Origin of the sequence: Collinsella sp. AF23-4AC (assembly GCF_003462685.1) — a bacterium.
In the GTDB taxonomy this organism is placed as follows: Bacteria; Actinomycetota; Coriobacteriia; order Coriobacteriales; family Coriobacteriaceae; genus Collinsella.
Map to the genome: position 1 here is coordinate 12247 of NZ_QRVE01000002.1, position 21972 is coordinate 34218.

General features: G+C 59.7%; 16 protein-coding genes and 1 tRNA gene. 7 read left to right on the plus strand and 10 right to left on the minus strand.

The genetic code is table 11. The features are described 5' to 3' along the window. The 7 genes from DWY05_RS10070 to DWY05_RS01775 all read right to left on the minus strand — a co-directional run. Positions 1-417: polysaccharide biosynthesis protein (locus DWY05_RS10070; RefSeq protein WP_233511289.1), on the minus strand; the 417-nt coding region annotated here is incomplete at its 3' end. Beyond that, the gene (locus tag DWY05_RS01750) at positions 418-1194 is read right to left on the minus strand and encodes a WecB/TagA/CpsF family glycosyltransferase (RefSeq protein WP_197032793.1); all 777 of its coding nucleotides are present in this window, start codon (positions 1192-1194) and stop codon (positions 418-420) included. Further along, positions 1194-1943 carry a sugar transferase gene (locus DWY05_RS01755; protein ID WP_231500778.1) on the minus strand — a complete coding sequence of 250 codons (750 nt, stop codon included), beginning with the start codon at positions 1941-1943 and terminating at the stop codon, positions 1194-1196. The genes DWY05_RS01750 and DWY05_RS01755 overlap by 1 nt, the downstream gene beginning before the upstream one ends. A gap of 66 nt (positions 1944-2009) precedes the next feature. Further along, complete coding sequence (loaP, locus tag DWY05_RS01760; RefSeq protein WP_231500779.1) at positions 2010-2561, minus strand: antiterminator LoaP; 552 nt, start codon at positions 2559-2561, stop codon at positions 2010-2012. A gap of 789 nt (positions 2562-3350) precedes the next feature. After that, a tRNA-Ala gene (locus DWY05_RS01765) sits at positions 3351-3426 on the minus strand. A 122-nt stretch (positions 3427-3548) separates the two neighbouring features. Beyond that, entirely contained in the window at positions 3549-4190 is a 642-nt protein-coding gene (locus tag DWY05_RS01770) for a thiamine diphosphokinase (protein ID WP_117837167.1), read from the minus strand. Between the two features lie 9 nt (positions 4191-4199). Continuing rightward, positions 4200-4889 (minus strand): HAD family phosphatase, encoded by a 690-nt coding sequence (locus DWY05_RS01775; protein ID WP_117837168.1) that lies wholly within the window; start codon positions 4887-4889, stop codon positions 4200-4202. A 331-nt stretch (positions 4890-5220) separates the two neighbouring features. On the opposite strand from DWY05_RS01775, the gene glgB reads away from it, so the two are divergent. The 7 genes from glgB (at position 5221) to DWY05_RS01810 (ending at position 18646) form a co-directional block, all read left to right on the plus strand. Then, positions 5221-7479, plus strand: coding sequence for a 1,4-alpha-glucan branching protein GlgB (gene glgB, locus DWY05_RS01780; RefSeq protein WP_117837169.1), 2259 nt, complete (start codon positions 5221-5223; stop codon positions 7477-7479). Positions 7480-7572: 93 nt separating this feature from the next. Then, positions 7573-9999, plus strand: a complete 2427-nt coding sequence (locus tag DWY05_RS01785; protein WP_117837170.1) for a glycogen/starch/alpha-glucan phosphorylase — start codon at positions 7573-7575, stop codon at positions 9997-9999. A 105-nt stretch (positions 10000-10104) separates the two neighbouring features. After that, positions 10105-11253, plus strand: coding sequence for a glucose-1-phosphate adenylyltransferase (locus tag DWY05_RS01790; protein ID WP_035138263.1), 1149 nt, complete (start codon positions 10105-10107; stop codon positions 11251-11253). A gap of 4 nt (positions 11254-11257) precedes the next feature. Further along, a complete protein-coding gene (gene glgD, locus DWY05_RS01795; protein ID WP_117837171.1) occupies positions 11258-12385 on the plus strand; it encodes a glucose-1-phosphate adenylyltransferase subunit GlgD in 1128 nt (375 codons plus the stop codon). Positions 12386-12475: 90 nt separating this feature from the next. Further along, on the plus strand, positions 12476-14806 hold the full coding sequence (glgA, locus tag DWY05_RS01800) for a glycogen synthase GlgA (protein WP_117837172.1): 2331 nt from the start codon (positions 12476-12478) through the stop codon (positions 14804-14806). Positions 14807-15024: 218 nt separating this feature from the next. Next, positions 15025-18321: a 4-alpha-glucanotransferase gene (locus DWY05_RS01805; RefSeq protein ID WP_117820216.1), complete on the plus strand. Its 3297-nt coding sequence runs from the start codon at positions 15025-15027 to the stop codon at positions 18319-18321. 88 nt (positions 18322-18409) lie between these two features. Continuing rightward, a complete protein-coding gene (locus DWY05_RS01810) occupies positions 18410-18646 on the plus strand; it encodes an FmdB family zinc ribbon protein (RefSeq protein ID WP_117820217.1) in 237 nt (78 codons plus the stop codon). A 141-nt stretch (positions 18647-18787) separates the two neighbouring features. On the opposite strand, the gene DWY05_RS01815 is transcribed toward DWY05_RS01810, so the two are convergent. The 3 genes from DWY05_RS01815 to def form a co-directional block, all read right to left on the minus strand. Beyond that, positions 18788-20188, minus strand: a complete 1401-nt coding sequence (locus DWY05_RS01815; protein ID WP_117820218.1) for an RsmB/NOP family class I SAM-dependent RNA methyltransferase — start codon at positions 20186-20188, stop codon at positions 18788-18790. Then, a complete protein-coding gene (gene fmt, locus DWY05_RS01820; RefSeq protein ID WP_117820219.1) occupies positions 20185-21105 on the minus strand; it encodes a methionyl-tRNA formyltransferase in 921 nt (306 codons plus the stop codon). Before fmt ends, DWY05_RS01815 begins: the two co-directional genes overlap by 4 nt. A 327-nt stretch (positions 21106-21432) precedes the next feature. Continuing rightward, positions 21433-21969 carry a peptide deformylase gene (def, locus tag DWY05_RS01825; protein WP_117820220.1) on the minus strand — a complete coding sequence of 179 codons (537 nt, stop codon included), beginning with the start codon at positions 21967-21969 and terminating at the stop codon, positions 21433-21435. Positions 21970-21972: the final 3 nt, after the last annotated feature.

The following is a 21972-nucleotide window of genomic DNA, read 5'->3' on the forward strand; positions in this document are numbered from 1 at the left end:
TGCCGCCTTGTCGGTGGACAGGCACACGACGCGGTCGACGCCCTCGTCGATCGCGGCGTGCAGCACGTTGTCCGTGCCGATGACGTTGGTGCGCACGGCCTCCATGGGGAAGAACTCGCAGGAGGGCACCTGCTTCAAGGCGGCGGCGTGGAAGATGTAGTCCACGCCGTGCATGGCGTCGCGCACCGACTGGGCGTTACGGACGTCGCCGATGAAGAAGCGCACCTTGGAGGCGAGCTCGGGCGACTTCTCCTGCAGGCGGTGGCGCATGTCGTCCTGCTTCTTCTCGTCGCGAGAGAAGATGCGGATCTCGGCCAGGTCGGTGTCCATGAAGTGCTTGAGGACGGTGTTGCCGAACGAGCCGGTGCCGCCCGTGATCATCAGGGTCTTGTCTTTGAATGCGGTGGTGGATTTCATCTACTTGCCTTCCTTGCGCTTGGCGCCCGTGAACTGGTAAAAGAGGAATTTGGTATTAGTAACTAGATATCGTTTGAAAAGTCGTTTCGGCTCTTGGATAAGTCTGTATAGCCACTCAAGGCTTAGGTTTTGCATCCAGATCGGTGCCTCCGGTACCACTCCGGCGAGAACGTTGAACGCGCCACCAACGCCGATCATCAGCGGCTGCGGCCCCCCTTTGAGTTCGTGCATAAGAAGCTCCTGACGAGGCGCACCAAGCGCGATCCATGCGAAATCGGCCCCTGAGTCGGCAATACGTTGGGATAAATCGCATTTTTCGCCATATGTCAGTGGACGGAAAACGGAGGGTTCCATGCCTGCGATTTCCAAGCTCGGATATTCCTTTTGAAGCGCATCTCTGAGCGCCTCGAGGTTCTTCGTCTCATTTCCGTAGAAGTAATGGCTCCATCCGTGCAGGCTGGAGATCTCAAAAATCTCTCGCATCAAGTCTGGACCAGTAACGCGGTCCATTGATGCAACAGCCTTTCTACCAACAATCGACAGGGGTTTTCCATCAGGAACAGACATGACGGATTCAGCTTGGCAAGCCCAATAGGAAGGATCATCGTGGGCCATTACAGACGTATGTGCATTAGAAACGCAGATGTATTCGCCACGGAGCTCATCGATATGCTCAGTAAGAAAATGAATGCAGTGAGGCATATTCGTGCCGGTAATCGGGACATCAATTACCGGCACGCGATTGAGCTCGGAATACTTTGAATAATTATCGAGCATTAGCACGCACCCTTACCGGTGATGACCTCGATTACCGTAAGGACGACAATCTTGAGGTCCGTGATGATCCCGCGCTTAGCGATGTATTCAAGGTCGCGCTGGACCATGCCGTCAAAATCGGTCGAATTGCGGTCCGTCACCTGCCACCAGCCGGTGATGCCTGGCTTCACGGCCAGGCGCTGCAGGTCGTACTCGGTGTACTGCTCAACCTCGCGCGGCAGCGGCGGGCGCGGGCCCACCACGCTCATCTGGCCCAGGAACACGTTGAGGAACTGCGGGAACTCGTCGATGGAGTGCTTACGTATGAACTTGCCGATCTTCGTGACGCGGGGATCCTCCCTCATCTTGAACATGGCGCCGGCGATCTCGTTTTGTTCCTTGAGCTCGGCGAGGCGCTCGTCGGCGTCCTTGTACATGCTTCGGAACTTCCACATGCGGAAGGTGGACAGGCTGCCGTCGGGGCGGGTCTGCCCCACTCGGATCTGGCTGTAGAAGGGGTTGCCCTCACTCTCTAGGCGGATGGCCGCGGCAAGCACAAGGCTGGGTACGGCTATGACGGCCAGCACGCAGCCGCTGAACACGATGTCAAAGGCGCGCTTAACGGCGCGGTAGGCCAGGCGCGAACGATCCCAGTCCATGATGGACTGCATGGCCTTGTAGCGATCGCCGCCCTCACGCCGGTCCATGGCCTGAGCGATGAGCGTCGCCCCCGCGGGCGCATCCGTTGCATATTGAGGTTTATCCGACACGTTCTCTTTCAACACTTCGTCCCCAGATCGGGGATCCTCCCTGTTCTGTGTAGCGTCCGCCAGCAGCTAGGCGATCGCCTTTTTTAGGTTTCGCATTACGCGCTGTTCGGCCGAAAGCACGGCAAGGCCAACGCGCGTAGTCACACGTCGGCCGCACAGGTCGAGCTCCAGATAAGCAGTGCTCTTGCGTCTATTAATGGTTTTGATGAGGCCCTCGTGGCCCAACAGTGGACCTGCCGTCACTACGACCTGGTCGCCGTCTTTTAAGGCCTCGCTCATGGGCACTACGCGGTCTCCTCTATTGGTAAAACTGCCAATGAGCTGGGTCTCTTCTTTTGCCAGCGGCACAAACTGACCATCCTGGGATAACACACGGGCAAAGTCGTCCATACGCAGCAGATACTGTTGCACGGTACGGGGATCTGCCGTATCGCAGATAAGATAACCGGGAAAGAGCGGCTTGGTCGTATTGACCCATTCGCCGTGTACTTTGATCTCGGTTTGAAATTGGGGGTAAAAGAGCTCCTGCATGGCGCTCGCCGGCACCATGCGCTCGATGCGCTCGCGCATTACGTCTTCGCGACCGTTAATGACCTGGATCACATACCACACGAGCACCACCCCCTTGCTGTCTTACGTGTGGCTCACGGGGTTTGGGTATGGCTTCGCCAGGGCGCTCATGCGCGAAGGCGCTCCATATTCAAACCCTGAGCCCAGTTAGACAAGCACGTGGCTCTGTCCCACCGTAAACGGTATGTATAAGCGCAGTTGCTGGAGACGCGGACGTGTAACGCAAAATGACCGCGACTCCAGCTGGCTGCGTGCGAACCAGTCAAGCGGGTACAAAACTGGACCGCACGCAAACAGCTGCAGAACTGCTGCGATTTGTCATGAGATACCGATTCGAAAGTACAGCTTGAACAAAGTCAAGTACAAACACTTTCGATGCGATACGCATGACGACGCTATTGGAGCTCGTGGTTTTTCTGGCACCGCCGTTACGGCCGGATGCTGATCGACCCTGTGCATTGCGGCTTGCTGGAGCCGTTAGCACAGTTGAACCCATGTAACGTTAGGTATTCTAGCACAGCAGGCAGCCCATGCGTTTTGGGGTGTATTGAGCAACATATTGTTTATTTGCCGTGGTTATGGGGGATATTGTGCCGTCTTGCAAACATTGCCGCAGGTTTATGGGGGCGTGTGGGTTGGTGAGCACTGCCTGAGTTGCATTGCTGGCGGCGTGAATTGCTCAAACTATTATCTTTGGCTAACAAACTTTGTACAAAACCGGGAAGGAATTGCGCAACTTTTTATGGGGTGGGCGCGGGTGTACGCGTCACTTTGGTTTGTGGGGTTGATGGGTATGAAAAAAGGCCACCGGATATCCGATGGCCTTTTAAATCACAATGGTGGAGACGAGGGGGATCGAACCCCTGACCTCTTGACTGCCAGTCAAGCGCTCTCCCAGCTGAGCTACGCCCCCGTGACGAGGAGATACTATAGGGGAAGACCTTCTTTGATGCAAGGACTTTTTTGGGTTGTTGGGGTGCCTTACGGGATTTTTGGGACAGGCCCTAAAATCCCTGCTCCGTCCCGATAAAACCCTCACGCGAATAGGAATCCAATTGCGGTTCCTTGGCGGACGGTTATGTTGGCTGTTGTTCTTACTATGTTACTGACGCCTGTGTCGGTTAGCAGGTCCAGAGAGCTGTGGTCTAGCTCCCACTCTAGACCGTGTTCACTTACCTTGGTGTTGGGGGCAATGGCGATGATAGAAAACGTCTTTCCTTCGGCACCTTCGATAGTCCACGATTCGCCTGCGCGAAGGATGCGGGCGACCACCTTGTCCTCGGCAATCCAGACGGGGGCGTCATTGTAGCCCGCGAGCAGGCCCAGTACGGAAAGCGCCATATCCGGGCGGCCGCCGGTGGCGCAGGTCGCAACTACTTCGGCACCTGGCCAGCGACGGCGGACGGAATCAAGCGCCAGCGCAAGATCGGTATAGTCCTTGTACGGGTCGTGGCGCTCAACTTCAAAGTCGGTGGCGGCATCGATCAGCGCGCGGCCCGCATCGCTCACCGTGTCGGCATCCCCCACATAAACGTCGCAGCCCAGGCCGGCGCCCAGCAGCGCATCGAGCCCGCGGTCCACGGCGACAACGTGATCGCACTCCCCCACTAGCCTACTCAACAGGTCCGCGCTCGCCACCACGGGCGAGCCGCAGACCACTAATACCTTACAAGCCACAGCCCTCGCCTATCCCTCAAATGCAAGCACGCGGGCCAAATCCAGGTCCTCATAGCTGTCGATAAAGATATCGCAGTTGGTGCGTACGTCGTCGCGCTTCATGCGGCCGTGCGGATCATAAATACCCACACGCTTAAAGCCGGCGGCCCCACAGCTCTTAAGGCCAAAGACCGCGTCCTCAAACACCCACGTGCGCTCAAACTTGTGCCCATGGCGCTCCTCCAGGCGACGCAACGCCAGCTCGTACACGTCGGGGAACTGCTTGGAGCGTCCCGCCTCGCCCGTGGTGGTCACAAACTCCATGTAGGCATCGAGCCCGGCACCCGCAAGCGCAGACTTAACCAGCTCGGCCGGTGTGGACGTGGCAACGCACATGGCAATGGCCGCCGCCTTCGCCTGCTCCAAAAATACCAGGAGCCCCTCGCGCGGCGGCACCTTGGAGTAGCCATCGATCAGGATGTCGCTCAGCTCGCGATACAGCTCTTCGCCATTCGCGCCAATGTCCCAGGTGTCGTGGTAGGCCTGGCACTCGTCCTCGAGCGACAAATGCTCAAACTGGGCAAAATCGTCGACCGTCACGTCGACTCCGTGGCGGTGCAATAACTCGGGCTGGGCATAGGCCCAAACGGGGGTGCTATTAACCAGTGTGCCGTCGCAATCGAAAATAAAAGCAACGTTGGGGGCGGCGGTCTGGGACATAAACGAACCTTTCGATGTCAAATGGTAAACATCCTGCTAAAAACGTTTTACCAAACGTCAAACTAACAATCTTGAAACCCTAATTGGTAAAACTGTCAAGAGTTTTACCACGGCAATTCTGCCAGTGGTCTAAACATGGCGCTTACCGATTAAACGCCGCCCTAAAACCACTTTCCTTCATAAAAGTAACGTACAGGTGTTATCGTAGTTTCTGCCGAAAGTTCCACCGAGCACGCGAGGTGGAACGAATCATAGAACTATCGCCGTCCCTTCGATTCGTGCAGCCTTGGACCTTTCGCATCTAGTCACCAAGGCAACACGCTGCCGCGTCATGATGGGATCAAACGTGAGCGATACAAAGCTAAAGCCAACGGCTAAAAAGCCCGCAACCCGTAAAGCCGCCCCGCACGCACCGGAGCTCACCAAGGACGATGTCTATCTATTTGGCATCGGCACGTGGGAGCGCAGCTGGGAAAAGATGGGTGCGCACCCCGACACGCAGAACCGTACGCGCGGCTGGCGCTTTTGCGTTTGGGCGCCCGATGTAAAGAGCGTGCATGTCATTGGCGATTTTAACGACTGGGATGAGGAAGCCAACCCTCTGGTGCCCGTGCATACGAGCGCTATTTGGGAAGGCTTTATTCCTGGCGCAGAACAAGGTCAGCTCTATAAATATCTCATCGAGACCAACGAGGGCGAAAAGCTCTACAAGGCCGATCCGTATGCCTTTAGGGCCGAGTGCCCTCCGGGTACTGCGAGCGTGCTGTGGACACTCGACGGCTATAAGTGGAACGATGCCGCGTGGCTCAAGCGCCGCGCTGGCCACAACCACATGTCGCAGCCGCTCAACATCTACGAGGTGCATATTGGCTCGTGGAAGCGCCACGGCGATGCGCCGCAGGGCGAGCCGGACGAGTACGGCAACTACCCAGGCCCCATGGACCCCTTCCCCGCGCAGCGCGGCGAGTTTTACACCTACGACGACCTGTCGGTGGAGCTCGTGGACTACGTGCGCGACATGGGCTACACGCATATCGAGGTCATGCCGCTCATGGAGCATCCCTTCGATGGCTCATGGGGCTACCAGACGACCGGCTACTATGCCGCCACGTCGCGCTACGGCAACCCGCAGCAGCTCATGCACTTTATCGATGCGTGCCACGAGGCAGGCATTGGCGTGATCATGGACTGGGTACCCGGCGGTTTTTGCGCCGACGCCCATGGCCTTGCCTCCTTTAACGGCCACATGCTGTTTGAGCACGAGATTCACCCCAACTGGGGCACGCACAAGTTTGACTTCGCCCGCGGCGAGGTCCGCTCCTTCCTTGTTTCCAACGTGCTGTACTGGCTCGAGAACTTCCACGTTGACGGCATCCGCATGGATGGCGTGTCCAGCATGCTGTACCTCAACTTTGGCATCGACGATCCGGGCCAAAAGAAGTTCAACAAGTACGGTACCGAGGAGGACCTGGACGCCAGCGCTTTTATCCGCCAGGTCAACTGCGCCGTGGAGGCCCACTTCCCTGACGTGATGATGATGGCTGAGGAGTCCACCGCGTGGCCGCTCGTGACCTATCCGCCGCAGGACGGCGGCCTGGGCTTCCACTACAAGTGGGACATGGGTTGGATGAACGACACCCTGCACTACATGCAGACCGATTTTCCGTGGCGCCCCAGCAACCACGGGCTGCTCACGTTCTCCATCATGTACGCCTTTACCGAGAACTTCATCTGCCCGCTGAGCCACGACGAGGTCGTACACGGCAAGTGCTCGCTGATCGGCCGCATGCCGGGCGACTGGTGGCGCCAATTTGCCGGCCTGCGCACGCTGGCCTTCTACCAGATGACGCACCCCGGCGCCAAGCTCAACTTTATGGGCAACGAGATCGGCCAGTTTATTGAGTGGCGCTACTACGAGTCCATTCAGTGGTTCCTGACCGAGGAGTACGAGACCCACCGTCATCATCAGGCGTTTATCAAGGCGCTCAACCACCTGTACACCGCCGAGCCCGCCCTGTACGAGCGCGGCTACACCGATGACGGCTTTACCTGGATCGACGCGGACAACTCCAAGCAGTCCATCGTGAGCTTTGTGCGCCAGGGCGAGGACATCGACGACGACCTGGTGATCCTGATCAACTTTGACCCGGCGAGCTACGAGAGCTTCCGCGTGGGTGTGCCGCGCGAGGGTGACTGGGAGGTCATCTTTGACTCCGACCGTCCCGAGTTTGGCGGCAGCGGCTATGCCGGCAAGGAGCCCTACACCTGCTCGAGCGAGCCCTATCCCTGGAACGGGCAGATGGACTCCATTGAGATTAAGGTGCCCGGTCTGGCAGGCGTGGTGCTTAAGCGCCGCGGTCCCAGCAGCTATAAGCCGCCCGTGGTCGAGGAGCCCAAGGCTGCGCCCAAAAAGCGTACGTCTTCGGTGAAGCCCAAGCCTGCGGCTGCTAAGAAGGCTCCGGCAAAGGCGAAGGCAAAGACTAAGGCTGCAAAGCCCGCCGCTAAGGCCACGGCCAAGAAGACGGCCACCAAAAAGGCTGCTCCCAAGTCCAAGACAGGCGCTGTTAAGGCATCTGCCAAGGATGCGTAACAAAACCGTTACAGCTGTAATTACCCGCCCCGACGAGGCGTAGGATACAAGTCATAACCGTTCCGGGAGAAACATCCCCGGGGGAAGGAACGTATGAATAAGATCTTCGACAACAAGCAGGAGTTTTCCGAGCTCTATCGCGATGCCGTCATGAGCATTAGCGGCAAGAGCGTCGAGGCCGCCAGTGACCTCGACCGCTTTAACGCCCTAGCCAAGCTCGTGGCCGAGAAGGCGCGCACCGTTGCCACCAAGAGTGACGCCCGCGTCACCGCCGAGGGCAAGAAGCGCGTGTACTACTTCTCGATCGAGTTTTTGATCGGTCGCCTGCTCGACAACTACCTGCTCAACTTTGGCGTGCGCGACATGGTCGCCGAGGCGCTCGACGACATGGGCTTCGACCTGTCCGTCATCGAGAAGCAGGAGCCCGATCCGGCCCTGGGCAACGGCGGCCTGGGCCGTCTGGCCGCATGCTTCTTGGATTCCATGGCAGCCGAGGGCATCGCCGGCTATGGCAACGGCATGCGCTACCGCTACGGCCTCTTTAAGCAGGAGATCGTTAACGGCAGCCAGGTCGAGACCACCGACGAGTGGCTCACCCATGGCTATCCCTGGGAGGTCCGCCGTCAGGACAAGGCCGTGACCATTAAGTTTGGTGGCCATGTTGAGGGCTTTGAGGAGAACGGCCGCACGTTCTACCGCACGGTGGACACGCAGGACATCCTGGCTGTCCCTTATGACATCCCCGTCGTGGGCTATGCCGGCGAGACCGTCAACAAGCTGCGCGTCTGGGCCGCCGAGCCGGTCGAGGAGCACTTTGATCTGGAGGCCTTCAACCGCGGCGACTATGCTCTGGCCGATGCCGAGCGCGCTGAGGCCGAGGCCATCAGCGCCATCCTCTACCCCAACGACGCCGGCGAGCACGGCCGTCTGCTTCGCCTGAAGCAGGAGTACCTGTTTGTTTCGGCCGGTATCTACAGCCTGCTCGACACCTTTGAGAAGGAGCACGGCGCGAACTGGGAGCTGCTGCCGCAGTTTGTGGCCATCCACACCAACGATACCCACCCCGCCATGTGCGGCCCCGAGCTCATGCGTATCCTCATCGACGAGAAGAAGCTCGAGTGGGATGACGCCTGGAACATCGTGACGCAGGTCGTGAGCTACACCAACCACACCATCCTGCCCGAGGCCTTGGAGAAGTGGCCTATCGGCACGTTCTCCAAGCTCCTCCCCCGCGTGTACCAGATCATCGACGAGATCAGCCGTCGTTGGCACGAGTCGTTCGACACCACGAAGGAGGGCTGGCAGGAGCGTCTGCGCCAGACCGCCATCCTGTGGGACGGCGAGATTCGCATGGCCAACCTGTCTGTGATCTGCAGCCACAGCGTCAACGGCGTGGCCAAGATCCATTCCGACATCATCAAGAACATCGTGCTCAAGGACTTCTATGCCCTGACGCCCGAGAAGTTCAACAACAAGACCAACGGCATCTCGCACCGTCGCTTCTTTGCCGAGGCCAACCCCACCTACGCCAAGCTCGTGACCGAGACCATTGGCGATGGCTGGCTCAAAGACGCCTTTGAGCTTGAGAAACTCAAGGAGTTTAAGGACGACACCGAGTTCCTGAAGGCCGTGGGTGCCTCCAAGCGCGCCAACAAGGAGCGTCTGGCCGCCTACGTCAAGGCCGAGACCGGTCTGGTTATCGACCCCAACACCGTCTTCGATGTCCAGGTAAAGCGCTTCCACGCCTATAAGCGCCAGCTCATGAACATAATGAAGGTGATGGACATCTACAACCGTCGCATCGCCGATCCTAACTTCCACGTGACGCCGACGACCTTCATCTTTAGCGGCAAGGCGGCCTCGAGCTACACCTTTGCCAAGGAGACCATCCGCCTCATTAACTCCGTGGCCGATGTCATCAACAACGACGCCCGCGTCAACGAGGTCATGAAGGTCTGCTTTATCCCCAACTTCCGCGTGAGCAACGCCCAGCTCATCTACCCTGCCGCCGAGATCTCGGAGCAGATCTCCACGGCCGGCAAGGAGGCCTCGGGCACGTCCAACATGAAGCTCATGATGAACGGCGCCATTACGCTGGGCACCCTCGACGGCGCCAACATCGAGATCGCCGACCTGGCCGGCCGCGAGAACGAGGCCATCTTTGGCCTGACCGCTCCCGAGGTCGAGCAGCTCTGGGCATCCAACAGCTACTTTGCGTGGGATACCCTCAACGGCGACCGCGAGCGTCTGGGCCGCGTTATGGACGAGCTCAAGGACAACACCTTTGCGGGTCTTTCGGGCAACTTCGAGAGCATCTACAACGAGCTCATGAACAACAACGACCCCGATCTGGTCATGGCAGACTTCCGCAGCTACGTCGACGCCTGGGAGAAGCTCACGAACAGCTACGGCGACCAGGAGACCTGGAACCGCAAGGCCCTGCTCAACACCGCCTCCTCCGGCTGGTTCTCGAGCGACCGCACCATTCGCGAGTACCGCGACGAGATCTGGCACGCGTAAAGGCGCGCGAGCTCCCTTTGCCGTACGGCATTACTCGACGGGCGTGACAGAGCGCCGCGCCCGTCGCTAATGGGTTAGGAACATCGATGACAGAAGGAGAAATCGATGAGTAAGAAAGAATGCATCGCGATGCTCCTCGCAGGAGGACAGGGCAGCCGATTGGGGGCACTCACCCAAAAGATCGCTAAGCCGGCGGTTAGCTTTGGTGGCAAGTTCCGCATTATCGACTTTTCGCTGTCCAACTGCTCCAACTCGGGCATCGACACGGTGGGCGTTCTGACGCAGTACCGTCCCTACCTGCTGCATGCCTACGTGGGATCCGGCGAGGCGTGGGATCTGGACAGCCGCGACGGCGGCGTGTCGATCCTGCCGCCGTACGAGACGCAGACCGGCGGCGCCTGGTATGCGGGCACGGCCGACGCCATTACGCAGAACCTCGACTACATCAAGGCCAACGACCCCAAGTACGTCCTGATTCTTTCGGGCGATCACCTGTATCGCATGGACTACCGCAAGATGCTCAAGACGCACATTGAGAACAACGCCGACCTCACGGTGAGCGTTATGCCCGTGCCGTGGGAGGAGGCCAGCCGCTTTGGCATCCTGACCACCGACCCCGAGGACGGCCGCATCACCAAGTTCACCGAGAAGCCCGAGAAGCCCGATTCGAACCTCGCGTCCATGGGCATCTACATCTTCTCGGCCGACGTGCTGATCGAGGCGCTCGAGGAGGACGCTCTGGACCAGCGCTCGAGCCACGACTTTGGCAAGGACATCATCCCCAAGCTGCTCGGTGAGAACAAGCGCCTGTACAGCTACGAGTTCCACGGCTTCTGGAAGGACGTCGGCACCATCGCCAGCTTCCATGAGACCTCGATGGACCTGCTGGGTAACAACCCCGAGTTCGATCTGTTCGACAAGAACTTCCCCATCATGTCCAACATCACCACGCGTCCGCCGCACTACATTGGCCCGGACGGCCGCCTAGACGACTGCCTGGTCTCCAATGGCTGCAAGATCTACGGCACCGCTCGCCACTCGATCCTTTCGACCGATGTCATCATCGAGGAGCGCGCCGTGGTCGAGGACTCCGTGCTACTGCCGGGCGCGCACGTTAAGAGCGGCGCGCACATCTGCCGCGCTATTTTGGGCGAGAACTCCACGGTCGAAGAGGGCGTGAAGCTCGGCTCTGTCGATACCACCAAGGATACGGCCGTCGTTGGAAATGACGTCGTTATCGGGAAGGGGGAATGATCCGATGATCAATCGCAAGGCCATCGGTTATATCACCGCTAACTACTCTTCGTCCTACGGCAGTGTCCTGCTCAAGGACCGCCCCATCGCGTCCGTTCCGTTTTTGGGCCGCTACCGCCTGATCGACTTTCCGCTGTCCAACATGATGAATGCCGGCATCAAGACCGTTGGAGTCGTCATGCCGGGTAACTACCGCTCGCTGATCGACCACGTGGGCTCGGGCAAGGACTGGGGCCTGGACCGCAAGAAGGGCGGCCTGTTCATGGTCCCCGGCAACGCGTATGGCACCACCAAGGGCGGCATGCGCTTCCTGCTGCGCGACATCATCTCCAACAAGACACTGTTCCAGCGCTCGCAGAAGCCCTATGTTGTGATGATGGGCACCAACATCATCTTTAACATGGACCTCAACACCATCATCGAGGCGCACGAGAACTCTGGCGCCCAGATGACCGTGGTGTACTGCAAGGCCACGCGCAATGTTGATGACGAGACCAAGCTCGAGATTAACGAGAACGGCCGCCTGACGGGCGTGAGCGCCGGCGTCGTGTACGGCGACAACGCCTCTATGGACTGCTGCATCGTCAACCGCGAGACGCTGCTCGAGATCATCGACCACTACCAGGCCGCCGACTATCTGGACCTGCTAGAGGCACTCCAGGGCGACTTTGGCAACATCGACGTGTGCAGCTACGAGTACAAGGGCGAGGTCGTGGGCGTGTTTAGCGAGAAGTCGCTGTATCGCCGCAGCATGGACCTGCTCGACCAGACAGTAGCCGACCAGCTCTTCGATCCCGAGCGCCCGATTCTGACCAAGGCCCACGACGTGCCGCCTTCGCGCTATGCGACCGGCAGCCACGCGTGCAACTCGATCATCTCGGCCGGCTGCATCATCAAGGGCACCGTGCGCAACTCGATCCTGTCGCGCGGCGTCGTGGTCGAGGAGGGCGCTTCGGTGACCAACTCGATCATCAACCAGAGCTGCATCATCAAGAGCGGCGCCCGCGTTGAGAACGCCATTCTAGACAAGAACAACGTGGTTCCCACCAACACCGAGCTTCGCGGCACGCCCGAGAACATCCTGGTGCTGGGCAAGGCTCCGTTAACTTCCGACACCACCATCGTACGTTAACGTTGGCACCGCAACATCGCTCGTAACATGTAGAATAGCCGCCCGGTTAGCGCCAGGCGGCTATTCTCGAATTGCAACATGGGAGACAATATGGCAGATTCCAGCAAAAAGATGCAGATCGTGTTTGCCTCGGCCGAGTGCGCACCGTTTGTAAAGACCGGTGGCCTGGGCGACGTGGCGGGCTCGCTGCCCGCGGCGCTTGTGCGCGCCGGCGCCGAGGTCATCGTCATGGTGCCCAAGTACGCCACCATCAAGGACGAGTACAAGGCGCAGATGGAGCACTTCTCCGACTTTTACGTGAGCCTGGGCTGGCGCAACGAGTACTGCGGTCTCGAGAAGCTCGAGCACGACGGCGTCACCTATATGTTCATCGACAACGAGCGCTACTTTGCGCGCGACTATCCGTACGGCTTCTTTGATGACGGCGAGCGCTTTGCGTTCTTCTCCAAGGCCATCACCGAGAGTCTGCAGCACCTGCCGGCCGGTTTTGAGTGCGACATCCTGCACTGCAACGACTGGCAGACGGCGCTGGCGCCAGTGTTCTTGCGCGAGTTCTACCAGGGCCTGCCGCTGTACGACCGCGTCAAGACCGTGTTCTCGATCCACAACGTGGCGTTCCAGGGCCAGTTTAGCGACACCGTGATGGAGGACATCCTGGGCGTAGCGCATATTCCGGCGGCCGCCTCGCAGCTGCGTTGCGACGCCTGCAGCATCAACTACATGCTGGGCGCGCTGCGCTATGCCGATGCCATCACCACGGTGAGCCCCACCTATGCCAACGAGATCCAGACGCCCGAATTTGGCGAGGGCCTGGACAGCGTTCTGCGCGAGCGTTCGTACGCGCTGCAGGGCATCCTCAACGGCATTGACGTGGCGGGCTTTGACCCGGCGACCGACAAGCGCATTGCCGCCAACTACACGGTCGAAGACCGTTCCGGCAAGGCCGTGTGCAAGGCCAAACTGCAGGAAGAGCTGGGGCTCGAGGTGCGCGACGACCGTCCGCTCATGGTCATGGTCACGCGCCTGACGCGCCAGAAGGGCATGGACCTGGTCATGTACGCGCTCGACCGCATTTTGGCCGGCGGCGTGCAGGTGGCCGTGTTGGGCACCGGCGACCGCGACTACGAGGACGGCCTGCGCTACTTCCAGGACAAGTACCCCGGCACCATGGCCGCGCGCATCGAGTTCGATCCTGCGCTGTCGCAGCGCATGTACGCCGCCGCCGACATGTTCCTGATGCCTTCGAAGTTTGAGCCCTGCGGCCTGTCGCAGATCATCGCCATGCGTTACGGCACGCTGCCCATCGTGCGCGAGACCGGTGGCCTGAAGGACACCGTGCAGCCGTACAACGAGTTTACCGGCGAGGGCACGGGCTTCTCGTTTAGCAACTTTAACGGTGACGAGATGGGCGACGCCGTGTTCCGCGCGGCGCGTCTGTTCTGGGATAACCGCGAGGCCTGGAACCAGCTGGTCACGCAGGCCATGAGCCAGGACTTTAGCTGGACGCGCTCGGCCGATAAGTATCTGGACCTGTACTTCTTTATGCATCCGGAGATCGTGAGGCCGGCGGCTGTTGTCGACGAACCTGAGGCTGTTGCTGAGCCGGTGGCCGCTGAGGAGCCCAAGGCCGAGGAGAAGCCGGTTGAGGCTGAGCCCGCAAAGGCCAAGCCTGAGGTGAAGGCTGAGGTTGCTCCTGAGGCAGAGGCCGAGGTCAAGCCCGCCGCAAAGCCCGCAGCTAAGAAGACCACGGCCCGTAAGACGACCGCCAAGAAGGCTACGACGACCAAGGCTGCCGCGACTAAAACCACGGCTGCCAAGGCAGCGACCACGCGCAAACGCACGACCGCCGCTGCCAAGAAGGCCGCCGAGGCCGAGGCTGCTCCCGAGGTAAAGGCCGAGGTCGCTGAGGCCAAGCCGGCCGCCAAGGCTCCGGCAAAGACCGCTGCCAAGAAGACGACCACGACCGCCAAGAAGGCAACAGCTGCCAAGAAAACCACGGCAACGAAGTCGACGGCCGCCAAGGCTACTGCGACCAAGGCCGCTCCGAAGGCTGCCGCAAAGCCCGCTGTCAAGGTCGAGGAAACCCCCGCCGAGCCCAAGGCCGAGGTAACTGTCGAGACAAAGCCGGCCGCCAAGACCACCACGCGCAAGCGCACCACGACGACGACCAAAAAGACCACGACTAAGGCCGCAGCTACCAAGGCAGAGGCTAAGTCCGCTGCTGCCAAAGTGGAGCCCAAGGATGAGGTAAAGGCCAAGCCGGCGCCGAAGACCGCTGAGGTCAAGGCCGCCCCGAAGGCAGAGACTAAGCCCGAGCCTGCCAAGGAGACTCCGGTCTCCCCCGCCGCTCAGGCCGAGGAAAAGGCTCCAACCAAGAAGACGTCCGTCCGCAAGGCAACGGCCACCCGCAAGCGCCGCTAGCCCACAGACGATTCAAAACCTAATCAAACCCTATGTAAGGGGCGCTCCAACCGGGCGCCCCTTCTCTGTAGGTAGTTGGTAAAACGATTTTCTAGGACAACCGTTCGCCGATGGTAAACGGATGTTGTTTATACAGCCTGTGTACAACATATATACTTACATCCTGTGCGTAAAGCCCATGGCCAGCAGGCCATGATTCTATTGAACTGGACCATACTATGAGATTGATACACAACAGCCGTCTTCCGCAGTTTCGCACTCCGTTTGGCGCTGTGACCACAGGAACCACCCTTTCGCTTTCCGTGATTCTGGAGGATGCCGATCCCGCGCAGGCAACGCTTACGCTGCGCACCTGGGTCGATGAGATCGGCGAGTCTCGATATCCCATGACGCACGAAGGCGACGGCATATTTACCGTAGAGCTTGAGTGCACCGAGCCCTGTCTCATCTGGTACAGCTTTATCTGCAATATCGAGGGCCAGCCCGAGGTTCGCCTGGGCGCACCACAGGGCCGCACCGGCGGCGAAGGCGTAACCTATGACTACGCCGAGGTGCCGTCATTCCAGGTCACCGTCTACAAGCACCGCGAAGTTCGACCCGAGTGGTACGAGCGCGGAATGGTCTACCAGATCTTCCCCGATCGCTATGCCCGCGACGAAAACTGGCGCGAGCGCACGCTGGCCGAGGTCGAAAAACCGCGCAACGGAATCCAGCGCCGGATGGTCGAGGACTGGAACGAGCCGCCCGTTTACGAGCGCGCCGAGGACGGCTCCATCAAGACCTGGGACTTCTACGGCGGATCGCTCAAGGGTATCCAGGAAGACCTGCCTCGCATCGCCGAGCTGGGCTTTACAGCCATCTACCTCAACCCCATTTTTGAAGCCGCGAGCAACCACCGCTACGACACCGCCGATTACACCAAGATCGATCCGATTCTGGGCACCGAGCAGGACTTTACCGAGCTATGCGAGGCGGCCGAGAAGCTGGGCATTTCCATCATTTTGGACGGTGTGTTCAATCACACGGGCGACGATTCGATCTACTTCAACCGCTACGGCAACTACCCCGGCGTGGGCGCGTGGCAGAGCGAGGATTCGCCGTGGCGCGATGCGTTTTATTTCCACGAGGACGGCTCATACGATTGTTGGTGGGGCGTGGGCAATATGCCCGCTATCAATGAGAGCTCCGAACTGGTACGCGAGCGGCTCCTGGGCAAGGACGGCGTCATTCGTAAATGGCTGCGCGCCGGCGCTCACGGCTGGCGCCTGGATGTGGCCGACGAGCTTTCCGATGACTTCCTGGCCGAAATCAAGAAGGCAGTACTCGCCGAAAAGCCCGATGCTCTGTTGCTCGGCGAAGTCTGGGAAGACGCCTCCAACAAGATCAGCTATGGCCACCTGCGTCGTTACCTGCAGGGCTCCGAGCTCGACTCGGCCATGGATTACCCCTTCCGCGACATGGTCATCGGCTTTTTGATGGGCTACAAAAACGCCTACCAAGCAGCTGAGGATATCGAGACCCTACGCGAGAACTATCCGCGTGAGGCACTGTCTTGCGCACTAAATCTGCTTTCGAGCCACGATCGTCCGCGCATTATCTCGGTGCTCGGCGGCGGCCCTGACGAGTCGCAGCTACCCGAGTGCGAGCGCAGCAAGTGGCGCCTGGACGAAAACTCGATGGGCCTGGCCAAGAGCCGTTTTTGGCTTGCAACGCTCATGCAGATGACGTTCCCCGGCGTGCCTTCAATTTACTATGGCGACGAGTACGGCCTTGAGGGCCTGACCGATCCGGGTAATCGCCGCACCATGCCGACCAAGGAAGACCTGCACGACTTCGATACGTTTGCAATCGTCAAGAACGCATCTGCTGTGCGCCGCGCGCTGCCGTTTATGGTTGACGGAGAGATCAAGGCCTTTGCGCTCAATGACGAGGTGCTGGCCTACAACCGTACCGGTAAAGACGGCGAGGCCGCGACGGTTATCATCAACCGCAGCCTGCGCAATTCGCACTGCGTGACGATCCCGGCGCTCGGCGAATGCGCGAGCGACGTGATCAGCGGTCACGAGTGCGAAATCCACAACGGTACCGTCACGCTCGATTTGTATCCGCTGGGGTCGTCGATCATCTATCACCACGCCGAGCAGCGTCTGCAAGAGCCGCTCGATCACGGCGCGGGCGTCGTTTGTCACATCACCTCGGTACCGACTGACGATGGCAAACCGGGAACGATCGGTGCGCCCACGCGTCGTTTTATCGACCATCTGGCCGCCATGGGCATGCGCTACTGGCAGGTCCTGCCCGTCAACCCGACGGATTTCTTCCGCTCCCCCTATGCCGGGCCCTCGGCTTTTGCGGGCAACATCGACCTACTGCCCGAGAGCCACGAGGAGCTGGCCGCCGACTTCACCGTCTGGAAGACCCGCGGCGGCGAGGATGCCGATCCGCTGTACACCGCGTTTAAACATCGCAATGCCGATTGGCTCGAGAAGTACTGCGTCTACATGGCCGTTAAGAAGTACTTTGAGGGCGAGTCGCGCCACGATTGGCCGGCGGATGTCGCGCGCTACAACGAGCATCTGATCGACGACAAGCGCTTCCACGACGAGGCCGAGCTTCAGGCGTACATGCAGTACCGCTTTGACCTGGCTTGGTGCGAGCTCATGAACTACGCGCACAAGAAGGGCATCGAGGTTATCGGCGATATTCCCATGTACGTGTCCGACGATTCGGCCGATGCGTGGAGCGAGCCCGAGAACTTCTGGCTGTCCGACACTGGTAAGGCGATTGAAATTTCGGGCGCGCCGCCCGACAACTTTGCGCCCGAGGGCCAGGTATGGGGCAACCCGACGTTCCGCTGGGACCACATGAAGCAGAACGGCTATGGCTGGTGGATGGATCGCTTGCGTCGTGCGTTTTCGCTCTACGACCGCGTGCGCCTGGATCACTTCCTGGGCTTCCACAGCTACTTTAGTATCCCCGCGGGCAAGGCTTGCGCCGACGGCCGCTGGCTGGCGGGACCGGGCAAGGACCTGTTCCAGACCGCCTACGACGAGCTGGGTCCGCTCAACTTTATCGCCGAGGACCTGGGCTATTTGACGCCCGGTGTTCGCGCCATGGCTTCGACCTGCGGCTTCCCCGGCATGGACGTGCTGGAGTTTAGCGACTACGACGTTCGTTGCGGCGTGCATCCCACGCCTGGCAAGATCCTGTACACCTCGACGCACGATACCTCGACGCTGGCCGGTTGGTGCACGCGCTCCTTTGCGGGCGGCGATGAGCCGAGCGGAGTTGAGGTGGCGGCCAAGCTGATGGGCGACGCGCTGGCAAGCGACGCTCCTCTGGTGATGATGCCACTGCAGGATCTCCTGGGACTTGGCGACGACGCGCGCATGAACGTACCGGGCGTGGCTACGGGCAACTGGACCTGGCAGGCTGACGAGGCCGACGTTGCGGCCGCCGAGGGCAAAACTGGGCAGCTCCTGCGCAACACCCATAGATTCTGGGGTGAGGCGTGATAAAACGCCCGATATAGGGTACAGTTACAGACGTTTGAATTTTTGCGGGCAGAGCGATCTGCCCGCTTTGTGCTGAAAAGGAAGTATTATGGCACGCTACGATTACAAGTGCTCGAGCTGCGGCAACGTGTTTGAGGTTGAGCACCCCATGTCCGAGACGCCCGAGGTCGTATGCCCCAGCTGCGGCGCCCCAGCATCCAAGACGTTCTCGGCCAGCGGCATTAAGTTCGACGGCAGCGGTTTCTACAACACCGACCAGCGCAGTGGCGGCTCCAGCACCAGCGCCACCAGCGGCTGTTGCGCCAACTGCCCTCACAGCCACTAGAAACAACGCGGCCCCGCGATCAACACCGATCGCGGGGCTGATTCTTTAGCTACCCAGGTTTCCTTATGAGTTGCGGTGAAATAAGGACTGTTTGGCAGGTAAAAGCCGCTATTCAATCCCTATTTCACCGCAACTTAGTAGTTACTTACGGACCAGGCGGGCGCAGAAGTGGCCGTCGTAGGAATCGGCGTTTACCGGCACGCTTTGGAAGAGGCCTCGATCGTTCTGACGTACGGAGACAAGCTTCTTAGCCTGATCGAACTCGGGGAGTTGCAGGATCTGCGCCTCGGAGAGTGGCGCCACGGTAAAGCCGGTACCCTCGGGTGAGTTCAGGAAAGCGTCCACCACCTGCGTGTTCTCCTCGTCGAAGACCGAGCACGTCGCATAGATGAGCTCGCCGCCGGCAGCAACGCGCGCAGCGGCTTCCTTGAGCATCGTCAGCTGCAGCTTGGGCAGCTCAACCGCCACATCCTTTTCGGTCAGGCGCCACGGAATCTCGGGATGACGACGCATGGTTCCGGTGCCAGAGCACGGTGCATCGATAAAAACCGTGTCGAATTTAACCGGCTTGCCAAGCATGGCATCAAACGATGTGAGCACCTCATCAAGCTCGCACGCATCACCCGAAACCGTACGAACGCCCTGAATACCGGCCTTATGCAGGCGAGCGAGATTCAGATCGCACTTGCGATCATGAAGATCGAGCGCCGTATGCTGACGCTCATATCCCGCACGCTTGGCCTGGCACATTATCACATAGGTCTTGGTGCCACGACCGGCACCAATCTCAAGGCAGCTACCAGGGCGCGTGGCGGCTGTTGCGATAAGCTGCGCGTTGAGATCAGATGCCACCGCGGCAGCACGCTCAAACACACCCGAAGCAACGGTAACCTGGGCATCAACCGGAGCATGGCAGCCCGGGAAGACAGGCGCAACGAGCTGCGAGATATACGGGTCGTCCTTGGTCGCAAACGCATTCTCATGCAGCGCAAGCGGCGCGGGAGCGAGATTGCCGGCAAAATTGAGCGCGCCCTCGGGCGTATCGAACGAGGCCATAATACGTGCGCACAACCAGCGAGGAAGACCCATCAAACGCGAAAGGCGAACCAAACGGCGCTCGGACTCATCCACGTCGGATGCCGTGGCAAAGTCCTCAACGTTGTCCGCAACCTTGTGCAGTACCGCGTTAGCCAAGCCCGCGGCAGACTTAGCACCGCTGCGCACCAGCTCAACACCCTGGCTTACGGCAACGCGGCCCGGCGTATGCAGATAGAGCATCTCGAAGGCCGAGATGCGAAGCGCCATGCGCACGCGCGGCGCGACCTTTTTGGGCTTGTCCAAAAACTGATCGAGCAGCTCATCCAGAATACCCTGCGTGGCGGCAACACCGAGCGCCAAACGAGCGGCAAAAGCAGAATCGCGCTGGTCAATGGCCTTGGCGGAAGCACGTGAAGACAACACGTCGCGCGCGTACATGCCACGGCGATCGGCCTCCATCAACACATCGAGCGCAAGCTTGCGCGCGGGGGAAAGCTTACTCATGACAAAACACCCCACGTCAGGTCGGCACCCTGCAGGCCGGCAGCCCAGGCAGAAGCAGCCATGGCACGCTTGCCATCGGGCTTAACCTCAAGCAGTTCAACCGCGCCATCGGAAAGGCCCAGGTAAACACGCTTGCTCTTGACGGCAACAGCGCCCTCGCCAAGCGACACATCGGCCGGCGCAGCATCGAGCACGCGAACCGTCTTGCCGGCAATCACGCAGCGAGCAGGTGCGGTACCGGACGAAGCAAGCACATGACGCACGCAATCGAGCGCCGCCATCTGCGGATCCAGGCGCATCTCCTGCTTAGAAATCTTAGCAGCATGAGTGACGAGCGACTCATCCTGTTCAGTCCAAACAGCGGTGCCATCGGCAAGAGAAGGAAGCGTATCGGCAAGCAGTTTACCGCCAAGCTCACCAAGCTCCATGGTCAGCGCCTCAGCATGCTTACCGGCAACCGACGTAGACGCCTGGGCACAATAAGCGCCGGTATCCACGCCATGCCCGATGCGCATGATAGAAACGCCAGCAATCTCATCACCAGCGAGAATCGCACGCTGAATAGGAGCAGCCCCACGCCAACGAGGCAGCAGCGAAGCATGAACATTCACAATGCCGAGCGGTGCCATATGCAGCACGTTATCAGGCAAAATGCAGCCATAAGCAGCCACGCAGAAAATGTCAGCCTGGGCAGCCTGGAGCGCCTCAACAACCTCAGGCGTCATACGATTAGCCTCAATAACCGGCAACCCCAGCTCAAGCGCCTTAGCCTTAACAGGAGACGGCTCCAGCTTCTTACCACGCCCACGAACAGCATCAGGACGAGTAACAACAAGCGCAATCTCATTCCCAGCCTCAACAAGCGAAGTCAACGAAGGCACAGCAAAATCGGGCGTACCCATAAACACAATACGCATAAAGAACGTCTCCCCTCAACCAAAGCCGAGACGGCTACAAATAACAGCGGAAAGCCAAGTACCCAGCCCATCCGCAATGACAATTCAACAAGAACAAATATACCCAAAACCAAAGAAAGAGCCGCAATGAAAGCAGCTCTTTCAGCAAAGCAATTATCAGCGAAGACGCCCCTCCCTGGCCCAACGGCACCCGGGCGAACCGAGCAAGAACAACGCAGTCCCCGGTGCTGAGCGCCCACATATCGTCCCGCGCGCAGTTTCGCAGCAAAGCGAGAATGTTTGAGCACGGGATGATATGTGGGCGCTCAGCACCGGGGACGGTGGGACCTACTCCGTCTCGCCCGGTCGAGCGCCGCGGGACAGGGCGTCCTGGTACTCCTTGACTGCCTTAATCCTCTGCATAGGCTTAAGGCGCTCGAACATGGTGTTGCCGTGCAGGTGGTCGATCTCGTGCTGCAGGCACACGCAGAACAGATCGCCCGAGGCCTCGTAGCGAATCAGGTTGGCGTCCAAGTCATACGCCTCGACGACAACGTGATCGGGACGCTCGATCTCGCAGCTAATGCCAGGAATGGAAAGGCAGCCCTCGCTATACGGCACCAGATGGTCGCTCTGCTCAACAATGACGGGATTGATGAGCACGTACGGATCGTAGTCGTACTTGTCGCTATAGTCGCAGTCGATGGTGACGAGCTGAATGAGCTCGCCGATCTGCGGGGCAGCTAGGCCGCAGCCAGCGTTCTCGAACATCATCTTCTTCATCTTCTCGGCAAGCGCCTCGATCGCCGGGGTGATCTCCTCGATGACGGCGCACTCCTGGCGCAGACGAGGGTCGGGCGACAGTACGATTCCGTTGGCTTCCATGGC

Coding starts and splice junctions, on each gene's coding strand:
- DWY05_RS01750 (WP_197032793.1), bottom strand. CDS start 1,194: ATGCTCGATAATTATTCAAAGTATTCCGAGCTCAATCGCGTGCCGGTA.
- DWY05_RS01775 (WP_117837168.1), bottom strand. CDS start 4,889: ATGTCCCAGACCGCCGCCCCCAACGTTGCTTTTATTTTCGATTGCGAC.
- glgB (WP_117837169.1), top strand. CDS start 5,221: ATGATGGGATCAAACGTGAGCGATACAAAGCTAAAGCCAACGGCTAAA.
- DWY05_RS01785 (WP_117837170.1), top strand. CDS start 7,573: ATGAATAAGATCTTCGACAACAAGCAGGAGTTTTCCGAGCTCTATCGC.
- DWY05_RS01790 (WP_035138263.1), top strand. CDS start 10,105: ATGAGTAAGAAAGAATGCATCGCGATGCTCCTCGCAGGAGGACAGGGC.
- glgD (WP_117837171.1), top strand. CDS start 11,258: ATGATCAATCGCAAGGCCATCGGTTATATCACCGCTAACTACTCTTCG.
- glgA (WP_117837172.1), top strand. CDS start 12,476: ATGGCAGATTCCAGCAAAAAGATGCAGATCGTGTTTGCCTCGGCCGAG.
- DWY05_RS01805 (WP_117820216.1), top strand. CDS start 15,025: ATGAGATTGATACACAACAGCCGTCTTCCGCAGTTTCGCACTCCGTTT.
- DWY05_RS01810 (WP_117820217.1), top strand. CDS start 18,410: ATGGCACGCTACGATTACAAGTGCTCGAGCTGCGGCAACGTGTTTGAG.
- DWY05_RS01815 (WP_117820218.1), bottom strand. CDS start 20,188: ATGAGTAAGCTTTCCCCCGCGCGCAAGCTTGCGCTCGATGTGTTGATG.
- fmt (WP_117820219.1), bottom strand. CDS start 21,105: ATGCGTATTGTGTTTATGGGTACGCCCGATTTTGCTGTGCCTTCGTTG.
- def (WP_117820220.1), bottom strand. CDS start 21,969: ATGGAAGCCAACGGAATCGTACTGTCGCCCGACCCTCGTCTGCGCCAG.